This window comes from Sphingobacterium prati, from assembly GCF_013167215.1.
GTDB lineage: Bacteria > Bacteroidota > Bacteroidia > Sphingobacteriales > Sphingobacteriaceae > Sphingobacterium > Sphingobacterium prati.
The window spans coordinates 156,204-182,178 of record NZ_JABJWY010000009.1 but is presented as its reverse complement, the minus strand read 5'-3'; the positions used below and the strand labels follow the sequence as shown (position 1 = coordinate 182,178).

Sequence of the window (25,975 nt, the reverse complement as noted above, 5' to 3'; positions counted from 1 at the left end):
TATTTCCAACTGGAAATTTATGGATAATCAAGATATTAAAAATAGGTTTGGAATCATCGGTAACTCACCGTTGCTAAATCGGGCGATTGATATTGCCCGGCAGGTGGCTCCAACTGATATTTCTGTATTAATACAAGGTGAGAGCGGTAGTGGTAAAGAAGTTTTTTCGCATATTATCCATCAATTGAGTTCCCGCAAGCATGGGCCATTTATAGCGGTCAATTGTGGCGCAATACCAGAGGGGACAATAGATTCTGAATTATTCGGGCATGAGAAAGGTTCCTTTACCGGTGCTCACGAAGCGCGCAAGGGCTATTTTGAAGTGGTGGATGGTGGAACAATTTTTTTGGATGAAGTAGGAGAATTGCCTTTAGGTACGCAAGCCAGATTATTACGTGTTTTGGAATCTGGAGAGTACATTCGTGTAGGGTCATCAAAGGTCCAAAAAACTAATGTACGCGTGGTGGCCGCGACAAATGTCAATATGTTTGAAGCGGTCCAAAAGAGTAAATTTCGCGAAGATCTGTATTATCGTCTGAACACTGTTCCTTTACGGGTTCCCTCACTTAGAGAACGACCTGAAGATATTAATTTATTATTTCGGAAGTTTATTGTAGATTTTTCAGAAAAATATCGCTCTCCGGGTGTTCAATTGACAGAGGATGCGCAAAATATGCTGCGTAATTACAGCTGGCCAGGAAATGTACGCCAGTTAAAAAATGTTGCTGAGCAAATTGCTGTTTTAGAGAAAGAGCGTATTGTTAACGCACATACGTTACAAAACTATTTGCCAAATGAATCACGTACCAGTTTACCGGCCATTGTTTCATCGACTAATAGTGCAAAAGAAGATTTTTCTGAAAGAGACCTGCTTTACAAGGTTTTGTTTGATATGAAGAAGGATATGGTGGATCTGAAAAAGCTTGTCGTGGAGCTGATTCAGAAAGGTGTAGACTCTTCTACATTTGATCAAAACTCTCCTTATATCAATCAACTCTATCAGGAGATTGAACCACAAATGAAATCGGAGTCCGAGGGCTACGGTGTTGCCCCGACATTGACAATACATTCACCTAACAATACAGCAAATGTTTTGAAGAATCCTGTTAAAGAGGATGATTATTTACAAGATGCACAGGAAGTAGAAGAATCCTTATCTTTGGTAGATAAGGAATCAGATCTGATCAAGAAAGCCTTAAAAAAACATCGTGGTAAACGTAAGGCTGCGGCGCAAGAACTGGGAATTTCCGAAAGAACTTTGTATAGGAAAATTAAAGACTTAAATTTAGACTAAGGTTTCGCACATGTCGTCAAGAAGAATTTTATATACCTTTCTCACAACCGCTTTTCTATTCATTATGAATAGTTGTGGCGTGAAATATGGATTTACAGGAGGGTCCATTCCAGAGGGGATGAAAACAGTTAATATTCAATATTTTGAAAATATAGCCCCTTTAGTTTATCCGACTTTAAGTCAAAACTTTACAGAGGCTTTAAAGGAACGTATTCGAAATCAATCCCGATTAAGTCAGGTCAACCAGGATGGTGATGCTACTTTTGAAGGGTTTATTACAGATTATACAATCAGTCCAGCCGCTGTTGAGGCGGGAACAGATCGCGCGGCGATGAATAGAATGACCATTACCATTAAAGTGTCCTATCATAATAAGATTAATCCAAAAGACGACTTTGAACAGCCTTTTACGCGTTTCAAAGAATTTGCTGGGAATCTTCAGAGTGTACAGGAAGAGACCTTGGGTAAGGAAATTATTCAGATGTTGACAGAGGACATTTATAATAAGGCATTTGCCAATTGGTAATCCTATTCCAAAATGAATATTACTATGCCATTATCGAATAGCGAGCTTTTTTTTCAAGCAATCAATCATTCAGAATCTGTCGATGAAGATATGATTTTGGCTTTGATCGAAAAGTATCCATATGCGCAAAGTTTACGATTTATATACGAACGTAAAATCTTTGACGAAAGTAAGCCTGTTCAGAATCTATCGGCGACATTACTTTATGCACCTTCTCCGAACTGGTTATATGAATTTATGCATAGCAAGGGGACAGTGGCGGTAAACGAGATAGAATTGGATGATATATTGGTGAGTGAAGAGGCAACTGAGGTAACTGTAGCGACAGAATCTGAAGTTGAGGAAGTAGGGAAGACGGATGAATTGGATCGTTTGATTCAGGCAGGGGTAGCCCAGGATTATTTTCGTTCAAGTGAAGTGCAGTCACAGGTAACCCTTGTTGAGGAATCCGAAATAGAGGAGCCTCTTTCTGCTGAAATTGCTATTCAGCCGCTAAAGGACGGACATGAGCGTGTTACGGTCTATGATGATGATACAATGCCCTATAGCTTCTTATGGTGGCTACACAAGACAAGACTTGAGTATGCTGAAACATACCAGCCTTACGTTAAATCCCCGTTAGGGCCAATGGCGCCATCAAACGATGATATCGCAAAGATTCACGAAAAACTGGATAGTCAGCTATTGGATCAACAAATCCGGGAAAATATTTTCCATTTGCAATCACCGGAAGCGAAGCTCAGCGATGAAGTAAAAACAACAATTTCTTTCCAGATTCCACGTAAGACAGATGAGGTGATTGAAAAATTTATCCGCGAGGAACCTGTGATCCAGCCTTTGCAGGCTGAAAAATTAGATTTGGAAAATAAGGCGCGAAAAAGCTCGGAAGATCAATACTCACTGGTTACGGAAACCCTTGCAAGAATATATACCGAACAAGGTTTATATCCTAAAGCAATAGACGTTTACAAAAAATTAGTTTTGAAATATCCAGAAAAAAATGCTTACTTTGCGGCACGCATAACAGAATTAGAAAAGAAATTAAATTAATTATATAAAGAGATGCAAGGATTATTAATTGGTCTTATCATATTAGCTAGTATTATTTTAGCATTTTTGGTTTTAATCCAAAATCCGAAAGGTGGCGGTTTATCATCTGGTTTTTCTGGAGGAACAAACCTTATGGGGGTCAAACGCACCGGAGACTTTTTGGAAAAAGGTACATGGATCATGGTTATTGCCATTATGATCTTTAGTTTAGGTGTTAATATTATGGGGACATCGCCAAGTACATCAAAAGGTGGACTGGGAGGTCAAATTGAAGCACCTGCACAACCACAGGGCCCCTTGAACTTAGGGACACCGGCACAGCAACCTTCTGGTACTCCAGCAGGGAAAGAACAAGCTACTCCAGCAAAAGCAGAGCAAAAAGCTCCTGCTACAGCGCCAGTAACTAAACCAGCTGAAGAGGCTAAAAAATAGTAGCCAACAAAGAAATTCAAGAGGCCTCGTCTACGTATTAGACGAGGCCTCTTTTTTGTTATGCGCAGTTTGTCAGTTTGCTTTTTACAAGGTAGGATTGGAATGACGGGCGAGGGATTGTAAGGTTGTCAGACAACAATGACAGTGTGACAGCAAAATGTGATTTTATTTATTGAAATATTAAGTTTTTGGTGAAAAATTGTCTTATACTTCTGCTTATTTACAATTGGCATAAAAGATGATGTGTCTATAACGATTATAACATAAAAATAAATTCAATAACAGATAAAAAGTAAAATTAATTATGGCATTAAGTATCAAACCTATCGGAGACAGAGTAGTCGTAGAAGCTGCTCCAGCAGAAGAAAAAACAGCTTCAGGGTTATATATTCCTGATACAGCAAAAGAGAAACCATCTCAAGGTACAGTGGTTGCTGTAGGTACTGGTAAAGTTGACGAGCCGTTGACTGTAAAAGTAGGGGACAAAGTATTATACGGAAAATATGCAGGTACTGAAATTACTTATGAAGGAAAAGAGTACTTAATTATGCGTGAGTCTGATATTTACGCTGTTATCTAATTAAAGGTCAGAAATTTCAAATGAGCTCACTGTAGCTCGAATCAAAAATCAACAAGTTATTGTATTATTGAGTTGGTAATGTTATTTAAGCTCGATACTAAACACTAAAATAAAATGGCAAAACAAGTAAAATATAACGTTGAGGCTCGTGAGGCCCTTAAAAAAGGTGTAGACACGTTAGCAAATGCGGTTAAGGTAACATTGGGTCCAAAAGGACGTAACGTAATTATTGAAAAGAAATTCGGTGCACCAGTAATTACTAAAGATGGTGTTTCAGTTGCGAAAGAAATTGATTTGAAAGACGCCTTAGAAAATATGGGTGCTCAAATGGTGAAAGAAGTTGCTTCCAAAACTGCTGATCAAGCAGGTGACGGTACAACTACTGCTACTGTATTGGCACAAGCAATCGTTGCTCCAGGTATCAAATCTGTAGCTGCTGGTGCTAACCCAATGGACTTAAAGCGTGGTATTGACAAGGCTGTTGCAGCTGTCGTTGCCAACTTGAAATCTCAATCTCAAGAAGTTGGTCAAGACAATAACAAAATCAAACAGGTCGCATCAATCTCTGCGAATAACGATGAAGTAATCGGTTCATTGATCGCGCAAGCGATGGAAAAAGTTGGTAATGATGGTGTTATCACTGTTGAAGAAGCAAAAGGTACTGAAACAGAAGTAAAAACTGTAGAGGGTATGCAATTTGACCGTGGGTACTTATCTCCATACTTTGTTACAAATTCTGACAAGATGGAAGCGGAATTGGATAGCCCTTACATTTTGATCTATGACAAGAAAATCAGCAACATGAAAGAGTTGTTGCCTATCTTAGAAAAACAAGTTCAAACTGGCAAACCATTATTGATCATTGCAGAAGACTTAGATGGCGAAGCGCTTGCAACATTAGTTGTTAATAAAATCCGTGGTTCACTGAAAGTAGCAGCGGTAAAAGCACCAGGTTTTGGTGACCGTCGTAAAGCGATGTTAGAAGATATCGCTATCTTAACTGGTGGTACTGTAATCTCCGAAGAAAGAGGTTTCAAATTAGAGAATGCTGAATTATCTTACTTAGGTCAAGCGGAAAAAGTTCAAGTTGACAAAGATAATACAACGATCATCAACGGTGGTGGTAATGTAGAGGACATTAAAGCTCGCGTTGCTCAAATCCGTTCACAAATCGAGACAACTACTTCAGATTACGATCGTGAGAAATTGCAAGAGCGTTTGGCAAAATTGTCAGGTGGTGTTGCTGTATTATACGTAGGTGCGACTACCGAGGTAGAAATGAAAGAGAAAAAAGACCGTGTTGATGATGCTTTACATGCAACGCGTGCTGCAGTTGAAGAAGGTATCGTTGCTGGGGGTGGTGTTGCTTTCATCCGTGCTACAGAAGCTTTGTTAAATCTTAAAGGTGAAAACGAAGATGAGCAAATCGGTATCGATATTATCAAACGTGCAATCGAAGAGCCTTTACGTCAGATCTGTAATAACGCAGGTATTGAGGGTGCAGTTATCGTTCAAAAAGTGAAAGAAGGTACAGGTGACTTTGGTTACAACGCTCGTACTGACCGTTACGAGAACTTAATTGCAGCAGGTGTAATCGATCCAACTAAAGTATCCCGTGTTGCTTTGGAAAATGCAGCTTCAGTTGCTTCTATGTTATTGACAACAGAATGTGTATTAGCTGACGAAGCTGAAGAAAACCCTGTAGGTGCTGGTGCTCCTCCAATGGGTGGCGGTATGGGCGGAATGATGTAAGATCATCCAAACTATCTGATATAAAAAAGCTCATTTGGTATTCCAGATGAGCTTTTTATTTGAGGTCTAATATCCTTTTGCCGTATCATCTCCACGTGGATCGGCGCCGGTCTGCAATTTGCCGTTTGGAAGGATAAGGATGTTTTCTACACGCCCGATATTTCCTCTTGGGTTTATTATATAGCCATCCTTTATTAATTTGTCCCGAAGCGTCATATCAATAGCATCCTTTTCAACATCAATATGGTCCGGGAGCCATTGATGGTGAAACCGGGGTGAACTCACGGCGGATTGTGCATTTTGACCAAAATCGATCACATTCAGTATTGTCTGGAAAACAGAGGTAATAATAGTCGAACCTCCCGGAGTCCCCACAACCATAAATAGTTTACCATTCTTTTCCAGAATAGTTGGAGTCATTGAACTTAACATTCTTTTCCCTGGTTGGATTTCATTCGCCCTTTCTCCTGTCAGCCCATACATATTCGGAACACCAGTTTTTATCGAAAAATCGTCCATTTCATTATTCAGGAGAAATCCTGCCCCATTCACGAAGACACCCGATCCATAAGAGTCATTTAGTGTCGTGGTAATAGATACAGCATTTCCTTCTTCATCAACAATGTTGAAATGTGTTGTTTGTTCGCTTTCATAGCCCGGAATGACATCAGCATTGACATTTTTACTTAATGTCGCCTGACGGAAATTAAAAGGGTTAAGTTTAGCCGCGTTTGTAGTGGAATCCACCAGTTGCTGTACAGGAACATTGATAAAATCAGGATCCCCTAAATACTTTGCCCTATTTGCATACACATGACGTTCCGCTTCTACGATAACACGTATTGCCGAGTCTGTCTGGAATCCCCAACGCTGCAGAGGGAACTGTTCGACTGACTTTAACAAAGCGATTAAAGATGTACCTCCGCTCGATGGCGGGGGCATCGAAACGACTTTGTGTCCTCTATAGCTTGATGCAATCGGGGCACGCCAGAGTGCCCGATAGCTCGTTAGATCCTCATGTGTAATAATGCCTTTGTCCTTATTCATTTCGGCAACGAGAAAATCAGCAGTTTTTCCTTTATAAAAACCATCCCGGCCTTCATTGGCGATTCTTTCGATGGTGCTGGCTAGATCTACCTGGATAAATAGATCGCCTGTTTTCCATGTTGTATTTTTTATAATTGCTGCGCCGGTGGGGTTTAACCTTACAAATCTTTCTTTGTGACTCTCAAATTCCTTAGCTTGTCTTTCGCTGATCTCAAAACCTTTTCTTGCAAGGTCAATTGCTGGGGTCAGCAGATCTTTCCAGGCCAGCTTTCCATATTTCTGATGTGCTTCCCACATTCCGGCAACAGAACCTGGAATACCTGACGCCAACCGGCTGTATAAGCTCAGATTAGGAATAACATTCTTTTGTGCGTCCAGATACATGTCCCGATGAGCCTTTTTGGGGGCAGTCTCCCGAAAATCCAATGCATCGTATTGACCTTGGTTATTGCGATATAGCATAAATCCACCTCCACCAATATTGCCTGCATTGGGATAGACAACAGCAAGGGCAAATTGTACTGCAACAGCCGCATCAATAGCATTTCCGCCCTTTTTCAAGATCATTACCCCGACTTCGGAAGCCAAGGGATGGGCAGTGACCACAGCTGCTTTGTTAAATGTATCCGGATTGGTCTTATAAGCCCCCAATTGCCTACGTGTAGTGGAACAAGAGGTGAATAGGAAACCTGTTATTAGCGAATAAATAAATAGTTTATTCATCATGTCTACTTTAAAATGGTGCGTCACCTTGTTATTAAACCGTTAACGCAAATAAAATATAATGGTATTATTTTAGCTTCTGGTTGTTTTTATGACGCTCTGCATCCCGGATGGATTTTTTTTGAAGGTTCTTTTCCAATGCTTCAGTAAGGTCTATACCGGTTTGATTCGCGAGGCACATTAAGACAAACAATACATCGGCCATTTCGTCAGCCAGATTAACTTCTTTATCTGATTTTTTGAATGATTGCTCACCGTATTGTCTGGCCATGATCCGTGCAACTTCGCCAACCTCCTCCATAAGCATCGCCGTATTTGTCAGCTCGTTAAAATAGCGTATGCCTGTTGTATTGATCCATTTATCAATTACTTCCTGTGCTTCTTTGATTGTCATTTTTTTGGATTAAGTAGTTTAAAAATTGTCCTTATCTTTTGTATCCATCATTATGGTGACGGGGCCATCGTTCAATAAATTGATTTTCATATCGGCTCCAAATACGCCGAGCTGAATAGGCTTATTGATCAGCTGGGAAAGCAGTTTGGCCATTTCCTCATAAAGCGGCTTGGCAGTGTCAGGTTTGGCTGCCCGAATGAATGATGGTCTATTTCCTTTTTTTGTCTGAGCAAATAAGGTGAACTGAGAAATTAATAAAATATTGCCGTCGATATCCTGTATGGATTTATTCATTAGTCCTTGCTCATCTTCAAAAATCCGGAGGTTAACAAATTTTTGTCCCAACCATTTTAGGTCTTCCAATGTATCGGCTTCTTCTATTCCCAATAGTATCATTAAACCTTTTTCAATTTGTCCAGTGATCTGTTCGTCAACTGTGCAGGATGCATGTTTTACCCGTTGTATTACTGCGCGCATAATGAAATTTATAAAACCAAAGTTAAAAATTCCAATCGTGAATCACGATCCAATGTAGCATTTACCTATATCAAATAAAAAGCCCCCTTATCTTAAGTAGAAAAGGAGGCTTTTATATGAATATTTTGTTAACTGTTAAAATTTGATATTTAAGCCCAACATAAAATTTGTAGGTGCCTGTGGAAAGTAAAAATTGTAATATTTTCTGGCATCACCTTCCATCCAGCCAAAGGTATAGCCGTTGGTTTCATATTTTTCATTCAGTAAGTTATTAACCTGTAAACTTAGGTTAATGTCTTTGACGCCGAGCGCTGAAAAGTTGTAATTCGCTAATAGATTGTTAACAAAGTAGGAAGAGATGCTTCTTTCCTTGGCAGAGGAATTATCGAGATATTGTTGACCGACATACTTTGATAGCAATGAAAATGTGATCGACTCAATAGGGCTATAGGAGAAATTGCTGGATATAATAGTATTTGGAGACAGGGCGATATCGGTCTTTGGATAGAAAATTTTGGTATCTGGGCTGACTCCGTCTATATCTTTCACAATTTCTTCAAAATTGTTAATTCTGTTTTTACTGAAGCTGGCAGTCGCCTTCCAGTTCAATTGCTTATTGATATTCCATGCCCCATCAAATTCCACCCCGATTCGATAGCTGTCTTTCACATTTTGTCGGATAGGAGCGCCGGTATCACTGATTTCACCTGTTGGAATCAATTGATCTCTATAAAACATCCCATATCCATTCAATCCGATAGTGAACTTCGTATCGGTGAATCTATAGCCAAGTTCAATGTCCTGCATTTTTTCTGGCGTTGGATCTGGCAGCTTGCTATTTTTCTCTATAAAATCTTTCCGTACAGGCTCTTTTTGTGCAAAGGCGTAGGAAGCATAGATATTTGCATAATCATTTAGCAGAAAGGTTGCACCAACTTTGGGATTCAGAAAATTGAATTTTGGATGGTAGTTGTAGTTTTTAACTTTATCATCATCACCGTACATATGGTAGTCTACATTTCGGTATTGTACATCGGCCATCAAGATCCATTTGTCCAATTTGTAATCTACCTTTAGGAAATTGCTGAAGTCATTTTTCTGGGATTTTCCAAAGTAATATTTGTCATCCAAAAATCCCGTTGATGCGTATTGTGCCCAGATTACTTCGCCATAATGCTTTCCGCTATATTGGTTGTACGCACCACCCCATATAAGTTCAAGTTGATCATTGGGTTTGTAGTTTAATGAATAAGTCATTCCATAAAAATAATTATCAAGCCATCTCCGTCTGACTAAGTCTGTTGTCTTTATGGTATCTTTTCCTATCGTCACATTTGGCAGTCCGTATTTACTCAATTTGTCAGCCTGCCTAAATTCTTCATAGTAACCGTAACCTCTTGTATAATGTAAGGCAGTGTTCAACGTCAGTTTATCACTGAGGATATTTGTGTAATGAATCTGGTGATGTTTTTGCGTGTAGTTGTCCGTTTGGTTTTTGTAGGTATATAGATTGTAGTTCCTTCCTGCATTCATAAAGCGGTCTTTCTCTGTTCCGGATACAGCGAGTCCATAATCCGCATAGTCATCCATACGAGATCTATCACCTGTGATCAGTGGTTCCGGCACCCCATTCCAAGCTTGGTAAGTCTTTTCTTTTCCCCAGAATACGATTCCTTTTAAAGTATGCTTCTTACCATAGTAGCCCCCGTCGATATAAAAGGACTGCAAGTCAGAAGCACCTCTTTCGATATAACCATCACTACTGATCCGGGATAATCGGGCATTGAAAGCAAATTTATCGTTGATCAATCCCGAGCCGAACTTTACGGTATTCTTCCATGTATTATAAGATCCGAATGAATTATTGAGCTCGGCATAGGGTTTTTCGGCCAGTGTATTTGATTGAATATTCAAAGAAGCACCGAAGGATCCAGCTCCATTTGTGGATGTTCCAATTCCACGTTGCACTTGGATGCTTTCTGTGGATGACGCAAAATCTGGGAGATTGACAAAGAATGAGCCCATGCTTTCAGCATCATTTAGCGGGATGCCGTTTAGTGTCACATTGATGCGCTGATTATCCGAACCCCGGATCGTCATATTTGTATATCCTATACCAGCGCCAGCATCGGAGCTTATCTGTACAGAGGGAGTCTGATTCAGGAGGTAGGGGATATCTTGTCCTAAATTATTCCGGGTGATCTCATCTTTTGAAATGTTCTTGAATGTAGTTGGTGCATTCTTTTTTGCTCTGGTAGATACCACAAGCACCTCTTCCGTACGAATTGTTTTTGGATCAAGTTGAACGGTCAATTCCATATCTCGCTGAATGTTTAGATGTTGAGTCGAGGTTTGATATCCCACAAATGAGACCTGGACGGTATGCCTTCCATCCTCGATATTATATAATTTGATCAGACCATCTTTGTCCGATTTAGTTGTAAAAGAAGTTTGGCCGTCAATGGATATGGATGCATTTTGTAGGGGGCTTTGTGTATCCCTGTCTACAGTTTTAATCGTCAAATTGTGCTGGGCAACAGCAATTTGTACAGAAGTAGTAGCTAAAGCGCTACAAATCAAAAATTTGATCATGTTGATGTATTTTGTTTAAGTTAAACAAATCATAGAAAGGGGTAACTATGATCGTTCTATTTAACTAACCTTTCCCTCCGCCAGCATTACCTGGATCAGGTGCACAGAACTTAATCTGTTGGGTATGATCTCAGCCTTTATTTGTGTTTCTGACAAAACAAGGCACCCCTAATCGATGGCGCTAATATATAAATTAAAATCGGAATGATCTATAGTGATGTTATTTTTGACAAAAAATAAGCTTAGTGAAAAATATGTTAAAATTTCTTTTTGATTTAAAATATTGCATTTAAGGTTGTTTTTGGTATTTATTGTTCTTTTTAGGTACCTTGGCATAGAATTTTCTACTGTTAGTATGTATTCATATTGGTCAAAAATTTTTTAGTTACTAATTTGAGAGTGAGGAGATAAAATGTTAAAGTATTTAAGCGCAAACTATGTTCTACCGATGACTTCAATGCCAATAAAAGATGGCATTGTAGCGATCGATGAGGAGGGGATAATTCAAGGAGTCTATGACCCTGCTACGTTTACACAAACTGATAAAACCAAAATCGAAAGGTATGAAGGAGTGATTATACCAGGTTTTATCAATGCCCATTGCCATATTGAATTGTCACATATGAAAGGAGTCGTGCCCAAAGGCACGGGGCTTCCGAACTTCTTGAGCCAAGTGATGACCTCACGTGGGGCGTCGATGAAAAAAATGGATGATGCGATGGCAAAAGCGGATAGAGAGATGTATGAAAATGGTATCGTGGCCGTGGGGGACCATGCGAATACGGATAATTCTTCTAAACTGAAGGAGGACTCTAAGATACTTTATCATACGTTTGTGGAGGTGATGGGTGTCGAACCTGAAGAAGCTGATTTTAAATTAAAAGAAGCCAAATCTTTAACACAAGAGTTTAGAAATGGACATGTGTCTATTACGCCACATGCCCCTTATTCCTGTTCGAAAGTTCTTTTTAAGAAATTTAAAAAATCAGTACCCGAATCTAATATCATTAGTATTCATAATCAAGAGAGTGACGAGGAGAATAAGTTATTCCGATATAAAATAGGAGCTTTCCTGGATTTCTATGCGAGCATTGGGAAAAATGCAGATTCTATTAAAGCGCAAGCCCGGAATTCTATCCAGTCTTATTTACCTTATTTACCTTATCCAAATAAGTTGTTGTTAGTTCATAATACTTATACTTCATTAAAAGATTTGGATTTTGTGGAGCGTATGGATCGGGATGTTGTGTGGTGTTTGTGTCCAAAAGCAAATTTATATATCGAAGGTACCTTACCTAAGGTTCATAATTTTATAAACGCCGGACAACGTTTAGTTATCGGAACGGATAGTCTCGCGTCGAATGATACACTTTCCGTATTGGAAGAGTTGAAGGTATTGCATGCACATTTTGATGATTTAGACTTTTTGCAAACAATTCAATGGGCAACGATCAACGGAGCTATTGCATTGAATATCCAGGACGAATATGGATCTTTGGAAATCGGTAAAAAACCGGGGATTATTCTGCTAGAAGGAATGGAACATATGCGTCTAACAGATAAAGTTAAAATCAAACGTTTAGCATAGTATTTAATTCCACAAAAACTTCTGTACTTTTGCTCTTATGAACCTACCGTGACTATAGTAATGAAACTATAGTCACGGTAAGCGCCATCAGTCAGATGGAAGAAAAAATAAAATACAGATGAAACATTTGAATATTTCAATAAGAGGTAAAGTACAAGGCGTTTTTTTTCGATTGACAGCCAAAGCCGTTGCGGATCAGGTTGGTGTAAAGGGCTTTGTGCTCAATCAAAAGGATGGGTCTGTCTATATTGAGGCCGAAGGGGACGATTTTGCACTTGATTCACTGCTGGACTTCTGCCAGGAAGGTCCGGATGAGGCAAATGTTGAAGCTGTTGAAGTTAAGGAAGGCGAGTTGAAAGGCTTTTCTAATTTTGAAGTGATTAAAAGAGTTCAATCCTAAGCCTTTCCGTTTTGTCAGTACTAAAGAAATTCGCCGGGCAGACCATGATTTATGGCCTGAGTACGATTATAGCACGCATGCTGTATTTCGTCATGACGCCATTGTATGTCCTCAAATATCCACCGGCATCCTACGGAATATTTACCAATATGTATGCCTGGGCGTCCATGATCAATGCTGTTCTGGCATTTGGAATGGAAACTACTTTTTTTCGGTTTCTTCAAAAAGTAGAAGAAAAAGATAAAAAACAGGTTTTCAACAATAGTTTTATCGTTATAGCCTCATTGGCGACATTATTTTTTATAACGGCCATTGTCTTTGCAGGTACAATAGGCAGTTGGTTAAATAAAGGTGTTTATAATGCGGATTATGAGAGCTATGTGAAGTATTTTGCGCTGATATTGGCATTGGATGCGTTAGCTATCGTTCCTTTTGCAAAATTAAGATCTGAGGGAAGACCTATCCGATTTGGAGCTATTAAATTAGCTAATATCGGTATTATGGTTATTCTGAATTTATTCTTTATTGCTTTTGTTCCCTATTTAATCAACGAAGGGGGGGCTTTGGGAGTTTGGTGTACCAGTTGGTACAGAAATGAATGGATCGGTTATGTTTTTATTTCCAATATTGTGGCAAGCGCAATGACTTTTCTATTACTGCTACCTGAAATGAGAGGATTCTATTTTAAACCAGAAAAACAGCTGATTTTAAAGATGCTATCCTATAGTTTTCCAATTTTAATTGCCAATATTTCCTATATTATTAATGAAAACTTAGACAAGATTGTACTGCCGATCTATCTGCCGAAAGACATTGGGGATCGCGATTTGGGTATATATGGGGCGGTTGGAAAACTAGCTATGTTTCTGAGTATTTTTGTTCAGGCTTTCAGACTGGGGGCCGAACCATTTTTCTTTTCTTACGCAAAGAATGCAAATGCAAAGAGGACCTATGCGTTGATCATGGAGTATTTTGTGATAGCCATGATGTTGGTCATGCTTGGTATTACAGCGAATATTGACTGGTTGAAATATTTTATTAAAGGAAATATGGAAACGCGTGATTTATATTGGTCTGGACTTTTCATTGTTCCTTTACTACTGTTCAACTATGTCCTGCTAGGGATCTATATGAATCTTTCGGTTTGGTATAAGCTTTCTGACCAAACGCGGTACGCTTTGTATATTTCACTTGTAGGCGCAGGAATAACCATTTTGGCGAACTACTATCTGATTCCTAAATATAGTTATGTGGGGGCATCGATCGTCACATTTATGGCCTATTTTTCTATGGTTGTCCTATCTTATGTTTGGGGACAAAAACATTATCCTATACCCTATAAACTGGGAAAAATATTAACATATATTTTAGTGGGGATCGTATTTTCTTATTTATCCTACTTTGTCTTCCAGCACAATGTGTTCATTGGAAACGGTTTGCTGATTATCTATATAGGTGGCGTATTTCTGATGGAACGCAATCAGCTAAAGCAATTCATTAAAAAGGGTGCTTAATGAAAAAGGAGCTATTCAAAAAATAAAAACAAACCCGTTTAGCATTGCAAATCCTTGGAGAAGCTATAAGGCAGATACGAATGAGATAAAAGAACAAGGTCGCATTGAATTTGTATCAATGTGACCTTGTTTATCGTTGAATCTTACACCATTTCGGCTGTAAAGTTGTGTTCAATATCATGTAGGACATCTAAAATTTCATCTTGTGTCTGCAAGCTGACCAGTTTCATTCTACATTCTTTGAAGTTTGGAATTCCTTTGAAATAATTTGCATAATGTCTACGCATTTCAAAGATTCCCAATTTATCCCCTTTCCATTCAATGGATTTATTTAAGTGTGTCCGGCAGACTTCCACACGTTCGGCAATAGTAGGTCCTTCCAAGCGCTCCCCAGTATGGAAGAAATGCTTGATTTCTCGAAAGATCCAAGGGTAGCCAATCGCGGCACGGCCGATCATAATGCCATCCACCTCATATTCTTGTCTCCAGGCCGCTGCTTTTTCGACAGAATCCACATCACCATTACCAAAAATTGGAATCTGAATGCGTGGATTGCGTTTGATATCACGGATCATAGACCAGTCTGCCTCGCCTTTGTACAGTTGTGCACGGGTACGTCCGTGAATCGCCAATGCTTTGATACCGACATCTTGCAGTCGCTCCGCTACCTCGTAAACATTTTTGGTATTGTCGTCCCATCCAAGACGTGTTTTTACCGTCACAGGTAGATGTGTTGCTTCGACAACAGCTTTGGTCATTGCAACCATTTTATCAATGTCCTGTAACAAAGAAGAGCCAGCGCCCTTACATACCACTTTCTTAACCGGACAGCCATAATTGATATCAATCAGATTCGGATTCGCTTTCGTACAGATTTCAGCTGATTGACGCATACTTTCAATATCTCCACCAAAGATCTGGATACCAATGGGGCGTTCATATTCAAAAATATCAAGTTTTTGAACAGATTTGGCCGCATCACGAATCAATCCTTCCGAAGAAATGAATTCAGTATACATTAAATCAACACCATTTTGTTTGCAAACATACCGAAATGGAGGATCGCTGACGTCCTCCATCGGAGCAAGTAGCAAAGGGAATTCACCCAAATCAATATTTTCACCAATCTTGACCGACATCTCAATTTTTTTTACAAAGGTACAAAATTGATATTAAAACAAATATTGTGAAACAGCTCTCTATATCAACCTATTCCGCTAATTGAATTTATAATGCCCTAACAAAATCTTTGATTGCTTTACCCGGATCCGCAGTTCTCATAAAGTTTTCACCGATTAAAAAGCTTTGAAAACCTGCAGATTTTAGCGCTTTAATAGTTTTGGGGTCTGAGATGCCACTTTCGGAGACTTTAATATATTCGGATGGAATCTTATCCAAGAGATCATAGGAATGTTGTAGATCTACTGTGAAATCTTTTAGGTTTCTATTATTGACACCAATGGCATCAATGTCGTCAAAAAGATTATCTAAAAGTTCCTGTTCATTATGTACTTCAAGTAATACATTGAGTCCGATCTGATGGGCATATGCCGCAAATTCCTGAACTTCTTCCCTTGTGAGGCAAGCTGCTATCAAGAGAATCACATCGGCACCATAGGCTTTAGCCTCAGTTATCTGATATTTGTCGACAATAAATTCTTTGCGCAAAATAGGGATATTAATTGCTTCCCTTGCTTTGGAAAGATCTTGAAGATTGCCCTTGAAGAAATCAGCGTCCGTTAGAACAGAGACTGCTGAAGCACCAGCTTCTTCATAGGCCCTGACGACATCTTCGACTTTTGCTGTACTGTTGATATTTCCTTTTGATGGTGATGCACGTTTATATTCAGCAATAATTCCTGTCTTTTCAGGATCTAATATCGATTCGCGCAAGGAGAGACAAGCTACGCTAAAATAGGGGTAGTTCAATAGATCTTCGGAAGGAACCAAAGCTTTGGCCTTTTCAACCTCTATTCTTTTTCGTTCAATGATTTTATCGAGTATAGTCATTTGTAGTATTAAGATATTAGTATTGAGTATTGAGATTTTAGTACTTTAAGCCTTCGGCTGACAGATTTTCTCTATTTTAATTTTTTAGTATTGCAGTTTAAGTCTTGAGATACTAAACTAGCCAGTTTTCAATTAATTTTTTTCCATTTGTTGTGAGTACTGATTCCGGATGGAACTGCATTCCACGCACATCATATTCCCTATGCGTCAGTGCCATGATGATGCCATTTTCATCCACAGCCGTAACTTTAAGTGTATTCGGCAATGTATCTTTATTCACCGCCCATGAATGGTAGCGACCAATTTTGGAGTCTTTTGGGAAATCCCGAAATAACTTTTCGGATTCATCCGTTACAATAATGCTTGTTGCGACGCCATGCAAAGGCTTTTCCATATTAAATAAGGTGCCGCCAAATACTTCGGCGATCGCCTGTTGGCCTAAACAGATCCCCAATATACTTTTGTGCGGAGCATAGGTACGGATCACATCAAGCAATAAACCAGCCTCCTCAGGAATTCCGGGGCCAGGGGAAAGAAGGATCTTATCAAAAGCTTCCAGCTCTTCCAGTTTGAATTTATCATTTCTCAACACCACGTAGTCTTGTCCCAACTCCTGGAGCAAATGAACCAAATTATAGGTGAATGAATCGTAATTGTCGATGACAACGATTTTATTGTTGCTCATAACCTCTTGTTGTATAGTCCTGATTAAAGTAATTATCTATTTCCTGAAATATAGCTTGTACAAATTCAACCGGCAGATCGAATTTCTTGGCTAGTGTCGCCTGATTGCTGCCGATATTTTTAACAATATGTTGCTCAGTATCTGTATGATCATCCAATGTTTTCGCCTTATTGAGATATGTTTTCCGTAAGGCCAACAGTTCAACGATGCGGTTGTCGATGGTGTCGATCGAAACATTGATATGTTGGGTATTGACACAGTATTCTAATGGTCTTATCATAACGTTTCTGCTAATTGTAATGCTTTTCGCAAAGCAGCTATTTTATTATTGACTTCCTGAAGTTCCATTTCCGGATCGGAGTCCAGTACAATTCCGCCACCCGCCTGATAATGCAGGGTATTTTGTTTGCTCAGGAAGGAGCGGATCATGATGGCATGATTGAAATCTCCATTGAAACCCATAAAACCGATTGCTCCCGAGTAGAAAGAACGTTGTAATCCTTCATAACGATCAATGAGCGTCAGGGCCATATGTTTTGGTGCTCCGGACAATGTTCCGGCAGGATAAGTATCCCCTACAATGTCGAAGGGGTTGATATTGTCCTTCAGGACGCCAGTTACCTTCGATACCAGATGGATGATATGGGAATAATATTGTGGTTCCATATAGGATTCAACCTTTACCTGGGTGCAGTGTCTGCTCAGATCATTCCGGGCAAGGTCTACCAACATCACATGTTCGGATGTCTCTTTTGGATCTTGCTTCAATCTTGAGGCAATTTTTTGATCTTCTTCCATGTTTCCGGTTCTTTTGAACGTTCCGGCAATAGGGAAGATAGTCGCCTGTTTGCCGTGGATGCGCAACTGCGCCTCGGGCGATGATCCGAATAATTTAAAATCACCATAATCAAAATAGAATAGGTAAGGCGAGGGGTTGATGGAACGCAATGCACGATAGACATTAAATTCGTCTCCCGAGAAAGGTGTTCTGAACCCACGGGAAGGAACAATCTGAAATACGTCACCACGTTGGATATGTTCCTTCATTTTTTTTACCAATTGACGGTGCTCCTCATCTGTCCGATTGGAACGTTCTTCACCAGCTAATTTAAATGTATACTCCGGAAAGTTTTTGTTCTGGATCAGGAATTGTATACGTTCCAGTTCCGACTCTTCATCTTCCAAAAGGTGTTCAAAGATATAAAGCTGGTTACGAAAATGGTCAATGGCAATCACGTACTTGTAGACGTGATATTGCATAAATGGAATTTTCCGCGCCGGATCGGCAGCTGTGGTCAGCTTGATATCCTCAAAATGCTCAATGCAGTCAAATGTAAAGTAACCGAATAGACCATTGGAGGTTAAATTCAGTTCGGCGATCGTTGAATCTTCAAAAGAATTCCGAAAATCTGAAACCTCCTGGCGCAAGTCAATTTCATATGCATTTTTGACAATCCGTTCTTTTCCGGGATAGGTTAAGGTCAGTTCCCGCTCGTCGAGCTGAATACCTGCGATAGGCTGGCAACAGATATAACTGATGTTATTGTCACGACTGTGGTAGTCCGAACTTTCCAATAGCAGTGAATTTGGAAAGATATCCCGTAACCGAAGATAAATACTCACCGGTGTTGTTGTATCGGCGAGCAACTTTCTGCTCTGTGTTTTGAATTTATACTTCATTTTATTCTTTTCTTCGCTGTGCTAATTTTATACATAAAAAAACCCGATACTGTCTAGCATCGGGTTTGGAATTTCCATAAATGGTTTTGGTTGATTATGAAATATTTTGACAATACCAATTAGTTCCCGATGCTTATTGCTTCAGGCCACCACCAATTTGTATTTGTATATCTTCGTGTCATTATTACACAAATTTATAAAAAAAAATAAATAAGCAAACTTTTTGTGATAAAAAAACAAAAATTCCCCATATTTCTTAATCATTTAATAAATCTGGGCGTCTTTCCTGCGTTCTTTTCAACTGTTGTTCATGCTTCCAGGTGGCGATATTTGCTTCGTGTCCGCTGAGCAGAATATCGGGTACTTTGTGCCCTTTCCAGTCTGCGGGGCGCGTATAGATCGGTGCATCCAATAAACCATCTTGAAAAGAATCCGAAAGTGCAGAGGTCTCATCGGATAAAACTCCGGGGATCAGGCGGATGATTGCGTCTGTAACAATTGCTGCTGGAAGTTCACCCCCAGATAGCACATAATCACCTACCGAGATTTCCTTTGTCACGTAGATATCCCTGATGCGCTGGTCTATGCCTTTGTAGTGACCGCAGAGAATCATCATGTTACCCTTTGTCGAGAGCCTATTTGCGATATCCTGATTGAAAGTTTCACCATCGGGAGTCATATAGATGATTTCATCGTATGCCCGTTCAGCCTGCAATTGTTCAATGCACTTGGCAAAGGGCTCGATCTGGAGTACCATGCCGGAGCCACCGCCATAGGGGTAATCGTCTACACTTTTGTGCTTATTAGTTGAGTAATCTCTTAAATTGTGTACATATATCTCCGCGAGGCCTTTATTTTTTGCACGTTGCAAAATAGAGTGTGCAAATGGACTTTCCAAAAGGTCTGGTAAGACCGTAATAATATCAAAACGCATGGCACAAAGATACACAAAAATGCTCCATTGTCTATTTATAAGATTGATTCGCTTATCTTTGTGGCAAATTTAAGTGTACATACAGTGATTGACGTAAATAATATTTCTGTTTCCTTTGGGGGAACAACTCTTTTTTCGGATGTATCATTCTCCATCAATGAGAATGATAAGATTGCATTGATGGGTAAGAACGGTGCGGGTAAATCTACCTTGCTGAAAATTATCGCCGGGGTGGGTAAGCCTACGACGGGGAATGTCGCTGGCCCTAAAGATGCGGTCATTGCATACCTACCACAACATTTGTTGACACAGGACCATGTAACGGTTTTTGAGGAAACATCCAAAGCTTTTGAGGAGGTGTATGGGATGCGGGATGAATTGGAGCGTCTGAACGAGCAATTGAATATCCGTACAGATTATGAATCGGATGATTACATGCTGTTGATCGAACGGGTGTCGGAACTGAGTGAGAAATTTTATTCGATCGAAGAGGTCAATTACGACGCGGAAGTAGAAAAGGTATTGAAGGGGCTTGGTTTCGAACGTTCTGACTTTACCCGACAGACCTCGGAGTTCTCAGGAGGATGGCGCATGCGTATCGAGCTGGCCAAGATATTATTGAAAAAGCCCGATCTGATTTTGCTTGATGAGCCTACCAACCACATGGATATCGAGAGTATCCAATGGCTGGAGGATTTCCTGGTAAATTCAGCCAAGGCAGTTATTGTTATTTCACACGATAGGGCATTTGTTGATAATATCACCAACCGTACCATTGAGGTGACGATGGGTCGTATTTATGACTATCGAGCTAAATATAGCCACTATTTGGAACTGCGTCAGGAAAGACGTCAGCATCAATTGAAAGCTTATGAGGAACAGCAGCGTTTTATTGCTGACAATCAGGAATTCATTGATCGCTTCAGAGGCACTTATTCCAAGACCTTACAGGTACAATCGCGCGTAAAGATGTTGGAGAAATTAGAGGTTATCGAAATTGACGAAGTGGATACTTCGGCCTTGCGCCTAAAATTTCCACCTTCACCTCGGTCGGGGCAATATCCAGTCATTGTCGAGGACCTTACTAAAGCTTATGATGAGCATGTGGTATTCCAAAAAGCCAATATGGTGATTGAACGTGGAGAAAAGGTTGCTTTTGTCGGTAAAAATGGAGAGGGTAAATCGACCATGATCAAAGCCATTATGGGCGAGATAGATTTTGAAGGAACGCTAAAGGTAGGTCATAATGCCAAGATTGGTTATTTTGCTCAGAATCAAGCGGCCTTGCTGGATGGTGAACTGACTGTTTTTGATACCATTGACCAAATCGCGGTAGGCGATGTGCGTGTAAAAATGAAAGATCTTTTGGGCGCTTTCATGTTCAGTGGAGACGACACGACCAAAAAAGTTAAGGTATTATCCGGGGGTGAGCGTACGCGTCTAGCGATGATAAAACTTCTTTTGGAGCCTGTGAATGTGCTGATTCTGGATGAGCCTACAAACCATTTGGATATGAAGACCAAGGATATTATAAAGGATGCCTTAAAAGATTTTGATGGTACATTGATCCTCGTTTCACATGACCGTGACTTTTTGGACGGTTTAGCGGAGAAAGTATTCGAATTTGGCAATAAACGTGTCCGTGAACATTTTGAGGACATCAAAGGATTCCTGGAATATAAGAAAATGAGCAATTTGAAGGATATTGAGCGATAGCATCTAAATCAACGGAGTGTAATGTATGCTGTTAGTCTATCACATATAATCATACATTACAATTTTTTGCTCGAATCCCGATATTTGCAGTACAGAAATCATGAACTTTATCTGTAAACGAAACCTTTTTAGCTCAGCTGGTAGAGCAACTGACTTGTAATCAGCAGGTCATTGGTTCATCCCGATAGGAGGCTCAGTTATAAAAAGCGGCTTTATATAAAAAAGCCGCTTTTTTGCGTTTTAAACGAAGATTAAATCGAATCTTCAAGCTTTTGTCCCTTAATGCCAAAGTGTGTGAAAGATACCTTCCTGATCAATACGTTCATAGGTATGTGCGCCAAAATAGTCTCGTTGTGCTTGTATTATATTTGTAGGTAATTTTTCCGATCGGTAGGCATCAAAATAAGAGAGTGCGTTTACGTATCCGGGTACGGGTATCCCGTTTGCGATAGCATCTTTCAATACCTCGCGAAGGCTGGCCTGCGTGCTCAGCAACTTGTGTGCAATGGCGCTATCGAGTAGGATATTACGCAAGTCCGGATTGGCCGCATAGGCTTTTCTAAAGTCCTCGAGCAAAGCCGCGCGAATAATGCAGCCGCCACGCCAAACTTTGGTTACCACCTGTAAATCTAGCTCATAGCTGTAGCTTTCAGATGCAACAGTAAGCTGTGCCAAACCTTGCGCATAGGTCGTGATGATCACAAAGTACAATGCATCTTTTAAGCGAGCGATGAGCTGTTGTGGGGAGATCAACAGCTCATCGCTCCCAATGAAGTAATTTTGCTGCCTCCAAACGCTCGGGCTTGTATTTGGACATATCGCGCATATTGACCGCTGCGTCAATCACCGGCACCGGCCGACCCGTTGCCTAAAAATTCCGCACAGGGCTCGCCTATTACCTTGGCCGAAACCGCCTCAAATATTGGCCTTAGCCTTTCGTATGCCTTTCTGTCGCCACCGGGCATCAAACTCGGCCCACGACGAGCACCATTTTCTCCTCCAGATATGCCCATTCCGAAGAAATGTATACCCATCCCGGAAAGCTCATTAAATCTTCTGTCTGTATCCGCAAAGTACGTGTTTCCGCCGTCGATGATTATATCTCCTTTATCCAAAAGCGGAACAAGACTGGCAATTGCCATATCAACCGGCTTTCCGGCTGGCACCAAAAGTATAATTGCTCTGGGTTGTTGCAAAACTCCTATAAACTCTTTTACTTGGGTCGTCACTTTGATGCGGTGTCCTTCACTTGCTTCAGCTTCCAATGACTCAGTTTTCTGTGGATCAAGGTCTAATCCTGCTACCGCGAAACCGTTGTCGGCGATATTCAGCAATAAATTACGTCCCATTACGCCAAGTCCAACAATTCCAAAATCGTAGTTATTTATTTTATCTATACTCATTCGTTTAATACCGTTTTTCTAAGATGAAATTTACCATTTTTGTTGATACTATGTGAGACAATTATCAGCAGATCGGTATGAGACGCTTTTCTCGCTCCAATTACTTCGCTGGTATTGAATCTTTTGTTGTAAACCAACAGATAATCCGTATATTGAACTCTCCTAAACATCAATTTTATTTATGATTATTGGATTAGACATTGGGACATCATCTGCGAAAGCTGTTGCATTTGACTACGAAGGTAACATCTTGTCGCAGTATAGTATACCTTATCCCATATTAAACCCGTCGGAAGGCTGGTATGAGCAAGATCCGGAGATTGTTTATGGGGCATGTATTGAGTCTATTATGCATGTAATGATTAGCTTAAAGCAATCTAGTGCCGAGATACCGAAACCCGTATGTATTTCGGTGAGCAGTGCTATGCACGGACTAATAGCTGTTGACTCGGCGGGCAAGCCACTTAGCAATTGCATGATATGGGCAGATCGCAGAAGCGAGGATATTGCGGTTGCCTTGGAGGCAAGTGAGGCAGGCAGGCTGCTTTATCAGCAGACGGGCACACCCATACATCCCATGTCTTTGCTCTGCAAATTAATGTGGATAAAGTCGAACGATCAAAAATTATTTGCGCAGTCGCACAAGTTTATCGGTATCAAAGAATTTCTTTTTTACCGGCTCTTTGGCGTTTATGTGGTCGATCATTCCATTGCATCTGCAACAGGGCTTTTCGACATACATCAGCTAACATGGTCTGATCAGGCGTTAAGATTGACGGGCATATCGGAAGAGCAACTAGCATCACCAGTTCCGGTCGATTATATTTTAAATATGCCTAGCCGAGAAATTGCGGCTTTGATGCACATCCCTGAAGATACCCCTTTTGTTATAGGTGGCAGCGATGGATGTTTGGCTAATCTCGGGGTAGGGGCTATAAGCCCTGGGGTGGCTTCGGTAACTGTCGGTACCAGTGGAGCTATTCGCGTAGCAAGTGCGCAGGCAAATCAAGAAAAAAAACAAAGGCTATTTACTTACCTACTGAGACCCAATGAATATATAATTGGTGGCGCGGTTAACAATGGCGGTGTATTACGGAACTGGTTTCGGGATAACTTTTTGCATGAATTTATCCAAATGGAAGCGGGTGGCGATCCTTCCGCGTTGTTAGATGATTTGGTCGACTCCGTCGTTCCCGGGGCAGAGGGCTTGATATTCTTGCCCTATCTAACCGGCGAACGTGCACCTCATTGGAATTCCAATGCAAAAGGCGTTTATTTTGGAATACAACTACATCATGGCAGGGCGCACTTTGCACGGGCCATGATGGAAGGGATGTTGTTTGCAATTTACAGTGTAGGAATCGCATTAGAGGAGAACACCGGCCCCATTCATACGATCTTTGCAAGCGGCGGCTTAGCGCGTTCATCGTTGTTGGTGCAAATGCTTGCAGACATTTTCAATAAACCTGTATTCACCAAAAATACGGTAGAAAGCTCTGCATGGGGAGCAGCATTGATAGGCTTGGAAGCATTGGGTATACACAGGGGAGAGCCTACCGTAAAAAACAAGCAAACGGAGGGAACGCAAGATACAGAGCACTATTACAAGCCGAGTGCCGAGAATCACGCCGTATATATTAAAAACTTCCAGAAATTTGAACACCTGTACCACATATTGGAAGGTGAGTTTTAACTAGATATAAATTACTAATGCCTCTAATCATCGTTATTTTAGGAGTAGCTTTACTACTTCTTTTAGTCACTGTCGTCAGGTTAAACACGATCTTTTCCTTACTGATAACCTCTGTTGCGGTCGGTTTTGCTATGAATATGAATGCCGCCGATATCCTTAAATCTGTTGAAACCGGAGTGAGTGGTACCATGGGCCAGTTGGCACTTTTGTTGGCTTTCGGATCTTTACTGGGTAAATTGATGGCGGAGGGTGGTGCTGCAGAAAAGATTACAACGGTGTTAACGTCTGTTTTTGGCAGAAAGAACTTGCCTTGGGCAATGGTTCTCACGGGCTTTTTAGTAGGAATTCCCTTATTTTACAATGTCGGTTTTATCGTCTTAGTACCATTTGTTTTTATGGTATGTGCTTCCAATAAAATGCCTTTGCTTTACGTAGCCATTCCGCTGCTGGCAGCCCTATCCGTGACGCACGGTTATTTGCCGCCGCATCCAGGAGCTACGGCCATAGCGGTTACCTACAATGCGGACATAGGTTTGACAATGGCCTATGGCATTGTTGTGGCAATTCCTGCCATAATTATCGGTGGACCACTCTTTGGCAGGACCCTTAAGCGTATTCCGACGAACCCACCGGCCGAGTTTTTTCCTGAACGCAATCAAGCAGATAGGAAAGAGCTTCCCGGATTTGCAATTAGTATATTTACGGGATTGTTTCCAATAATTTTAATTGCTTTTGGTTCATTTGCACATCTAATATTCCCAGAAGGCTCCTCTTGGCTGTCGGCACTACGTTTCTTGGGCGACCCGGTGATGGCTTTAATGATAGCATCGCTAGTGGCGATGTACACGATGGGTATCCGCCAAGGTAAAAGTTTGCGGGAGCAGTCAGAAAGTGTGGAAGAAGCAATCCGCGGGATAATGATGATCCTTTTTATCATTGCAGCATCAGGCGTCTTCAAGCAAATTTTGGTAGATAGTGGTGTAGCGAACTACATCGCTGACATAACCGCAAACTTGAGCTTGTCTCCTATTGTGCTTGCATGGTTAATAGCCGGTATCATTCGCCTAGTTATCGGTTCGGCTAGTGTTGCTGGGCTGACAGCAGCGGGCATTATGCTTCCCATTGTGCAAGCGGGAAATGTTACTCCTGAATTAATGGTGCTAGCGACGGGAGCAGGCAGTCTCATGTTCTCACACGTCAACGATCCAGGGTTTTGGATGTTTAAATCTTATTTTGGAGTGAGCATGAAGGATACGTTTCGCTCATGGACGGTGATGGAAACGCTCGTTTCTGTTATTGGATTGATCGGCGTCCTGATTTTACACTGGCTTGGTCATTGACAGCGATAAACAGGCCCGCGTACTGTGGCTGTAGCTCAACAAAACGATTATATAAAGTAATTGCTAGGATACATTAATGGACGGAGAGTCTGAAACGAATATTGAATTATATAAGCCCATAATCGGTTGATTATGGGCTTTTTTT

General features: G+C 40.6%; 24 protein-coding genes and 1 tRNA gene. 13 read left to right on the top strand and 12 right to left on the bottom strand.

All coding sequences use genetic code 11. The features are described from left to right. Positions 1-19 precede the first annotated feature (19 nt). The 6 genes from HPC41_RS02160 (at position 20) to groL (ending at position 5,634) form a co-directional block, all read left to right on the top strand. Positions 20-1,294, top strand: a complete 1,275-nt coding sequence (locus HPC41_RS02160) for a sigma-54 interaction domain-containing protein (protein WP_172392346.1) — start codon at positions 20-22, stop codon at positions 1,292-1,294. 10 nt (positions 1,295-1,304) lie between these two features. Beyond that, entirely contained in the window at positions 1,305-1,820 is a 516-nt protein-coding gene (locus HPC41_RS02155) for an LptE family protein (protein WP_172392345.1), read from the top strand. 24 nt (positions 1,821-1,844) lie between these two features. Next, positions 1,845-2,870 (top strand): hypothetical protein, encoded by a 1,026-nt coding sequence (locus HPC41_RS02150; RefSeq protein WP_172392344.1) that lies wholly within the window; start codon positions 1,845-1,847, stop codon positions 2,868-2,870. Positions 2,871-2,882: 12 nt separating this feature from the next. After that, a complete protein-coding gene (secG, locus tag HPC41_RS02145; protein WP_172392343.1) occupies positions 2,883-3,302 on the top strand; it encodes a preprotein translocase subunit SecG in 420 nt (139 codons plus the stop codon). 304 nt (positions 3,303-3,606) lie between these two features. Beyond that, positions 3,607-3,882 (top strand): co-chaperone GroES, encoded by a 276-nt coding sequence (locus HPC41_RS02140; RefSeq protein ID WP_028070710.1) that lies wholly within the window; start codon positions 3,607-3,609, stop codon positions 3,880-3,882. A gap of 114 nt (positions 3,883-3,996) precedes the next feature. After that, entirely contained in the window at positions 3,997-5,634 is a 1,638-nt protein-coding gene (groL, locus tag HPC41_RS02135; protein WP_172392342.1) for a chaperonin GroEL, read from the top strand. A gap of 66 nt (positions 5,635-5,700) precedes the next feature. Here groL and ggt read toward each other — a convergent pair whose 3' ends face one another. The 4 genes from ggt to HPC41_RS02115 all read right to left on the bottom strand — a co-directional run bounded on the left by ggt (position 5,701) and on the right by HPC41_RS02115 (position 10,867). After that, on the bottom strand, positions 5,701-7,407 hold the full coding sequence (ggt, locus tag HPC41_RS02130; protein ID WP_343043781.1) for a gamma-glutamyltransferase: 1,707 nt from the start codon (positions 7,405-7,407) through the stop codon (positions 5,701-5,703). 64 nt (positions 7,408-7,471) lie between these two features. After that, positions 7,472-7,798: a nucleotide pyrophosphohydrolase gene (locus HPC41_RS02125; RefSeq protein ID WP_172392341.1), complete on the bottom strand. Its 327-nt coding sequence runs from the start codon at positions 7,796-7,798 to the stop codon at positions 7,472-7,474. An 18-nt stretch (positions 7,799-7,816) separates the two neighbouring features. Continuing rightward, a complete protein-coding gene (gene dtd, locus HPC41_RS02120) occupies positions 7,817-8,275 on the bottom strand; it encodes a D-aminoacyl-tRNA deacylase (RefSeq protein WP_172392340.1) in 459 nt (152 codons plus the stop codon). Positions 8,276-8,410: 135 nt separating this feature from the next. Next, positions 8,411-10,867, bottom strand: coding sequence for a TonB-dependent receptor (locus HPC41_RS02115; RefSeq protein WP_172392339.1), 2,457 nt, complete (start codon positions 10,865-10,867; stop codon positions 8,411-8,413). Between the two features lie 412 nt (positions 10,868-11,279). On the opposite strand from HPC41_RS02115, the gene HPC41_RS02110 reads away from it, so the two are divergent. From HPC41_RS02110 to HPC41_RS02100, 3 genes are all read left to right on the top strand, one after another. After that, positions 11,280-12,455, top strand: a complete 1,176-nt coding sequence (locus HPC41_RS02110) for an amidohydrolase family protein (protein ID WP_172392338.1) — start codon at positions 11,280-11,282, stop codon at positions 12,453-12,455. Between the two features lie 118 nt (positions 12,456-12,573). Next, positions 12,574-12,855 (top strand): acylphosphatase, encoded by a 282-nt coding sequence (locus HPC41_RS02105; protein ID WP_172392337.1) that lies wholly within the window; start codon positions 12,574-12,576, stop codon positions 12,853-12,855. Positions 12,856-12,899: 44 nt separating this feature from the next. Then, entirely contained in the window at positions 12,900-14,369 is a 1,470-nt protein-coding gene (locus HPC41_RS02100; protein ID WP_172392459.1) for a lipopolysaccharide biosynthesis protein, read from the top strand. A 143-nt stretch (positions 14,370-14,512) separates the two neighbouring features. On the opposite strand, the gene dusB is transcribed toward HPC41_RS02100, so the two are convergent. From dusB to trmD, 6 genes are all read right to left on the bottom strand, one after another. Further along, positions 14,513-15,508 carry a tRNA dihydrouridine synthase DusB gene (gene dusB / locus HPC41_RS02095; RefSeq protein ID WP_172392336.1) on the bottom strand — a complete coding sequence of 332 codons (996 nt, stop codon included), beginning with the start codon at positions 15,506-15,508 and terminating at the stop codon, positions 14,513-14,515. Between the two features lie 88 nt (positions 15,509-15,596). After that, the gene (gene trpC, locus HPC41_RS02090) at positions 15,597-16,379 is read right to left on the bottom strand and encodes an indole-3-glycerol phosphate synthase TrpC (protein WP_172392335.1); all 783 of its coding nucleotides are present in this window, start codon (positions 16,377-16,379) and stop codon (positions 15,597-15,599) included. Positions 16,380-16,491: 112 nt separating this feature from the next. Further along, on the bottom strand, positions 16,492-17,064 hold the full coding sequence (locus HPC41_RS02085; protein ID WP_172392334.1) for an anthranilate synthase component II: 573 nt from the start codon (positions 17,062-17,064) through the stop codon (positions 16,492-16,494). Then, the gene (locus HPC41_RS02080; RefSeq protein ID WP_172392333.1) at positions 17,051-17,344 is read right to left on the bottom strand and encodes a chorismate mutase; all 294 of its coding nucleotides are present in this window, start codon (positions 17,342-17,344) and stop codon (positions 17,051-17,053) included. The genes HPC41_RS02085 and HPC41_RS02080 overlap by 14 nt, the downstream gene beginning before the upstream one ends. Beyond that, the gene (locus HPC41_RS02075; RefSeq protein ID WP_172392332.1) at positions 17,341-18,744 is read right to left on the bottom strand and encodes an anthranilate synthase component I family protein; all 1,404 of its coding nucleotides are present in this window, start codon (positions 18,742-18,744) and stop codon (positions 17,341-17,343) included. Before HPC41_RS02075 ends, HPC41_RS02080 begins: the two co-directional genes overlap by 4 nt. 256 nt (positions 18,745-19,000) lie before the next feature. Further along, entirely contained in the window at positions 19,001-19,678 is a 678-nt protein-coding gene (gene trmD / locus HPC41_RS02070) for a tRNA (guanosine(37)-N1)-methyltransferase TrmD (protein ID WP_172392331.1), read from the bottom strand. Positions 19,679-19,762: 84 nt separating this feature from the next. Here trmD and HPC41_RS02065 point away from each other — a divergent pair, with 84 nt between their 5' ends. Beyond that, the gene (locus tag HPC41_RS02065) at positions 19,763-21,394 is read left to right on the top strand and encodes an ATP-binding cassette domain-containing protein (RefSeq protein WP_172392458.1); all 1,632 of its coding nucleotides are present in this window, start codon (positions 19,763-19,765) and stop codon (positions 21,392-21,394) included. Positions 21,395-21,517: 123 nt separating this feature from the next. Beyond that, a tRNA-Thr gene (locus HPC41_RS02060) sits at positions 21,518-21,588 on the top strand. A gap of 85 nt (positions 21,589-21,673) precedes the next feature. On the opposite strand, the gene HPC41_RS25240 is transcribed toward HPC41_RS02060, so the two are convergent. Continuing rightward, positions 21,674-22,147 carry an NADP(+)-dependent, decarboxylating phosphogluconate dehydrogenase gene (locus HPC41_RS25240; RefSeq protein WP_246250280.1) on the bottom strand — a complete coding sequence of 158 codons (474 nt, stop codon included), beginning with the start codon at positions 22,145-22,147 and terminating at the stop codon, positions 21,674-21,676. Positions 22,148-22,233: 86 nt separating this feature from the next. Further along, complete coding sequence (locus HPC41_RS25235; protein ID WP_246250277.1) at positions 22,234-22,797, bottom strand: NAD(P)-binding domain-containing protein; 564 nt, start codon at positions 22,795-22,797, stop codon at positions 22,234-22,236. A 181-nt stretch (positions 22,798-22,978) separates the two neighbouring features. Between HPC41_RS25235 and HPC41_RS02050 the strand changes: the two genes are divergently transcribed. Both HPC41_RS02050 and HPC41_RS02045 read left to right on the top strand, forming a co-directional pair. Then, positions 22,979-24,490 (top strand): gluconokinase, encoded by a 1,512-nt coding sequence (locus HPC41_RS02050; RefSeq protein ID WP_172392330.1) that lies wholly within the window; start codon positions 22,979-22,981, stop codon positions 24,488-24,490. A gap of 17 nt (positions 24,491-24,507) precedes the next feature. After that, a complete protein-coding gene (locus HPC41_RS02045; RefSeq protein WP_172392329.1) occupies positions 24,508-25,830 on the top strand; it encodes a gluconate:H+ symporter in 1,323 nt (440 codons plus the stop codon). Positions 25,831-25,975 lie beyond the last annotated feature (145 nt).

Bases quoted from the DNA above. Each gene is read 5' to 3' on its own strand.
- HPC41_RS02115 (WP_172392339.1), bottom strand. From the start codon at position 10,867: ATGATCAAATTTTTGATTTGTAGCGCTTTAGCTACTACTTCTGTACAA.
- HPC41_RS02140 (WP_028070710.1), top strand. From the start codon at position 3,607: ATGGCATTAAGTATCAAACCTATCGGAGACAGAGTAGTCGTAGAAGCT.
- ggt (WP_343043781.1), bottom strand. From the start codon at position 7,407: ATGATGAATAAACTATTTATTTATTCGCTAATAACAGGTTTCCTATTC.
- groL (WP_172392342.1), top strand. From the start codon at position 3,997: ATGGCAAAACAAGTAAAATATAACGTTGAGGCTCGTGAGGCCCTTAAA.
- HPC41_RS02050 (WP_172392330.1), top strand. From the start codon at position 22,979: ATGATTATTGGATTAGACATTGGGACATCATCTGCGAAAGCTGTTGCA.
- trpC (WP_172392335.1), bottom strand. From the start codon at position 16,379: ATGACTATACTCGATAAAATCATTGAACGAAAAAGAATAGAGGTTGAA.
- HPC41_RS02160 (WP_172392346.1), top strand. From the start codon at position 20: ATGGATAATCAAGATATTAAAAATAGGTTTGGAATCATCGGTAACTCA.
- HPC41_RS02045 (WP_172392329.1), top strand. From the start codon at position 24,508: ATGCCTCTAATCATCGTTATTTTAGGAGTAGCTTTACTACTTCTTTTA.
- secG (WP_172392343.1), top strand. From the start codon at position 2,883: ATGCAAGGATTATTAATTGGTCTTATCATATTAGCTAGTATTATTTTA.
- HPC41_RS02110 (WP_172392338.1), top strand. From the start codon at position 11,280: ATGTTAAAGTATTTAAGCGCAAACTATGTTCTACCGATGACTTCAATG.
- HPC41_RS02105 (WP_172392337.1), top strand. From the start codon at position 12,574: ATGAAACATTTGAATATTTCAATAAGAGGTAAAGTACAAGGCGTTTTT.
- HPC41_RS02155 (WP_172392345.1), top strand. From the start codon at position 1,305: ATGTCGTCAAGAAGAATTTTATATACCTTTCTCACAACCGCTTTTCTA.
- HPC41_RS02150 (WP_172392344.1), top strand. From the start codon at position 1,845: ATGCCATTATCGAATAGCGAGCTTTTTTTTCAAGCAATCAATCATTCA.
- HPC41_RS02075 (WP_172392332.1), bottom strand. From the start codon at position 18,744: ATGAAGTATAAATTCAAAACACAGAGCAGAAAGTTGCTCGCCGATACA.
- HPC41_RS02080 (WP_172392333.1), bottom strand. From the start codon at position 17,344: ATGATAAGACCATTAGAATACTGTGTCAATACCCAACATATCAATGTT.
- dtd (WP_172392340.1), bottom strand. From the start codon at position 8,275: ATGCGCGCAGTAATACAACGGGTAAAACATGCATCCTGCACAGTTGAC.
- trmD (WP_172392331.1), bottom strand. From the start codon at position 19,678: ATGCGTTTTGATATTATTACGGTCTTACCAGACCTTTTGGAAAGTCCA.
- HPC41_RS02100 (WP_172392459.1), top strand. From the start codon at position 12,900: ATGATTTATGGCCTGAGTACGATTATAGCACGCATGCTGTATTTCGTC.
- HPC41_RS02085 (WP_172392334.1), bottom strand. From the start codon at position 17,064: ATGAGCAACAATAAAATCGTTGTCATCGACAATTACGATTCATTCACC.
- HPC41_RS25235 (WP_246250277.1), bottom strand. From the start codon at position 22,797: ATGAGTATAGATAAAATAAATAACTACGATTTTGGAATTGTTGGACTT.
- HPC41_RS02125 (WP_172392341.1), bottom strand. From the start codon at position 7,798: ATGACAATCAAAGAAGCACAGGAAGTAATTGATAAATGGATCAATACA.
- dusB (WP_172392336.1), bottom strand. From the start codon at position 15,508: ATGTCGGTCAAGATTGGTGAAAATATTGATTTGGGTGAATTCCCTTTG.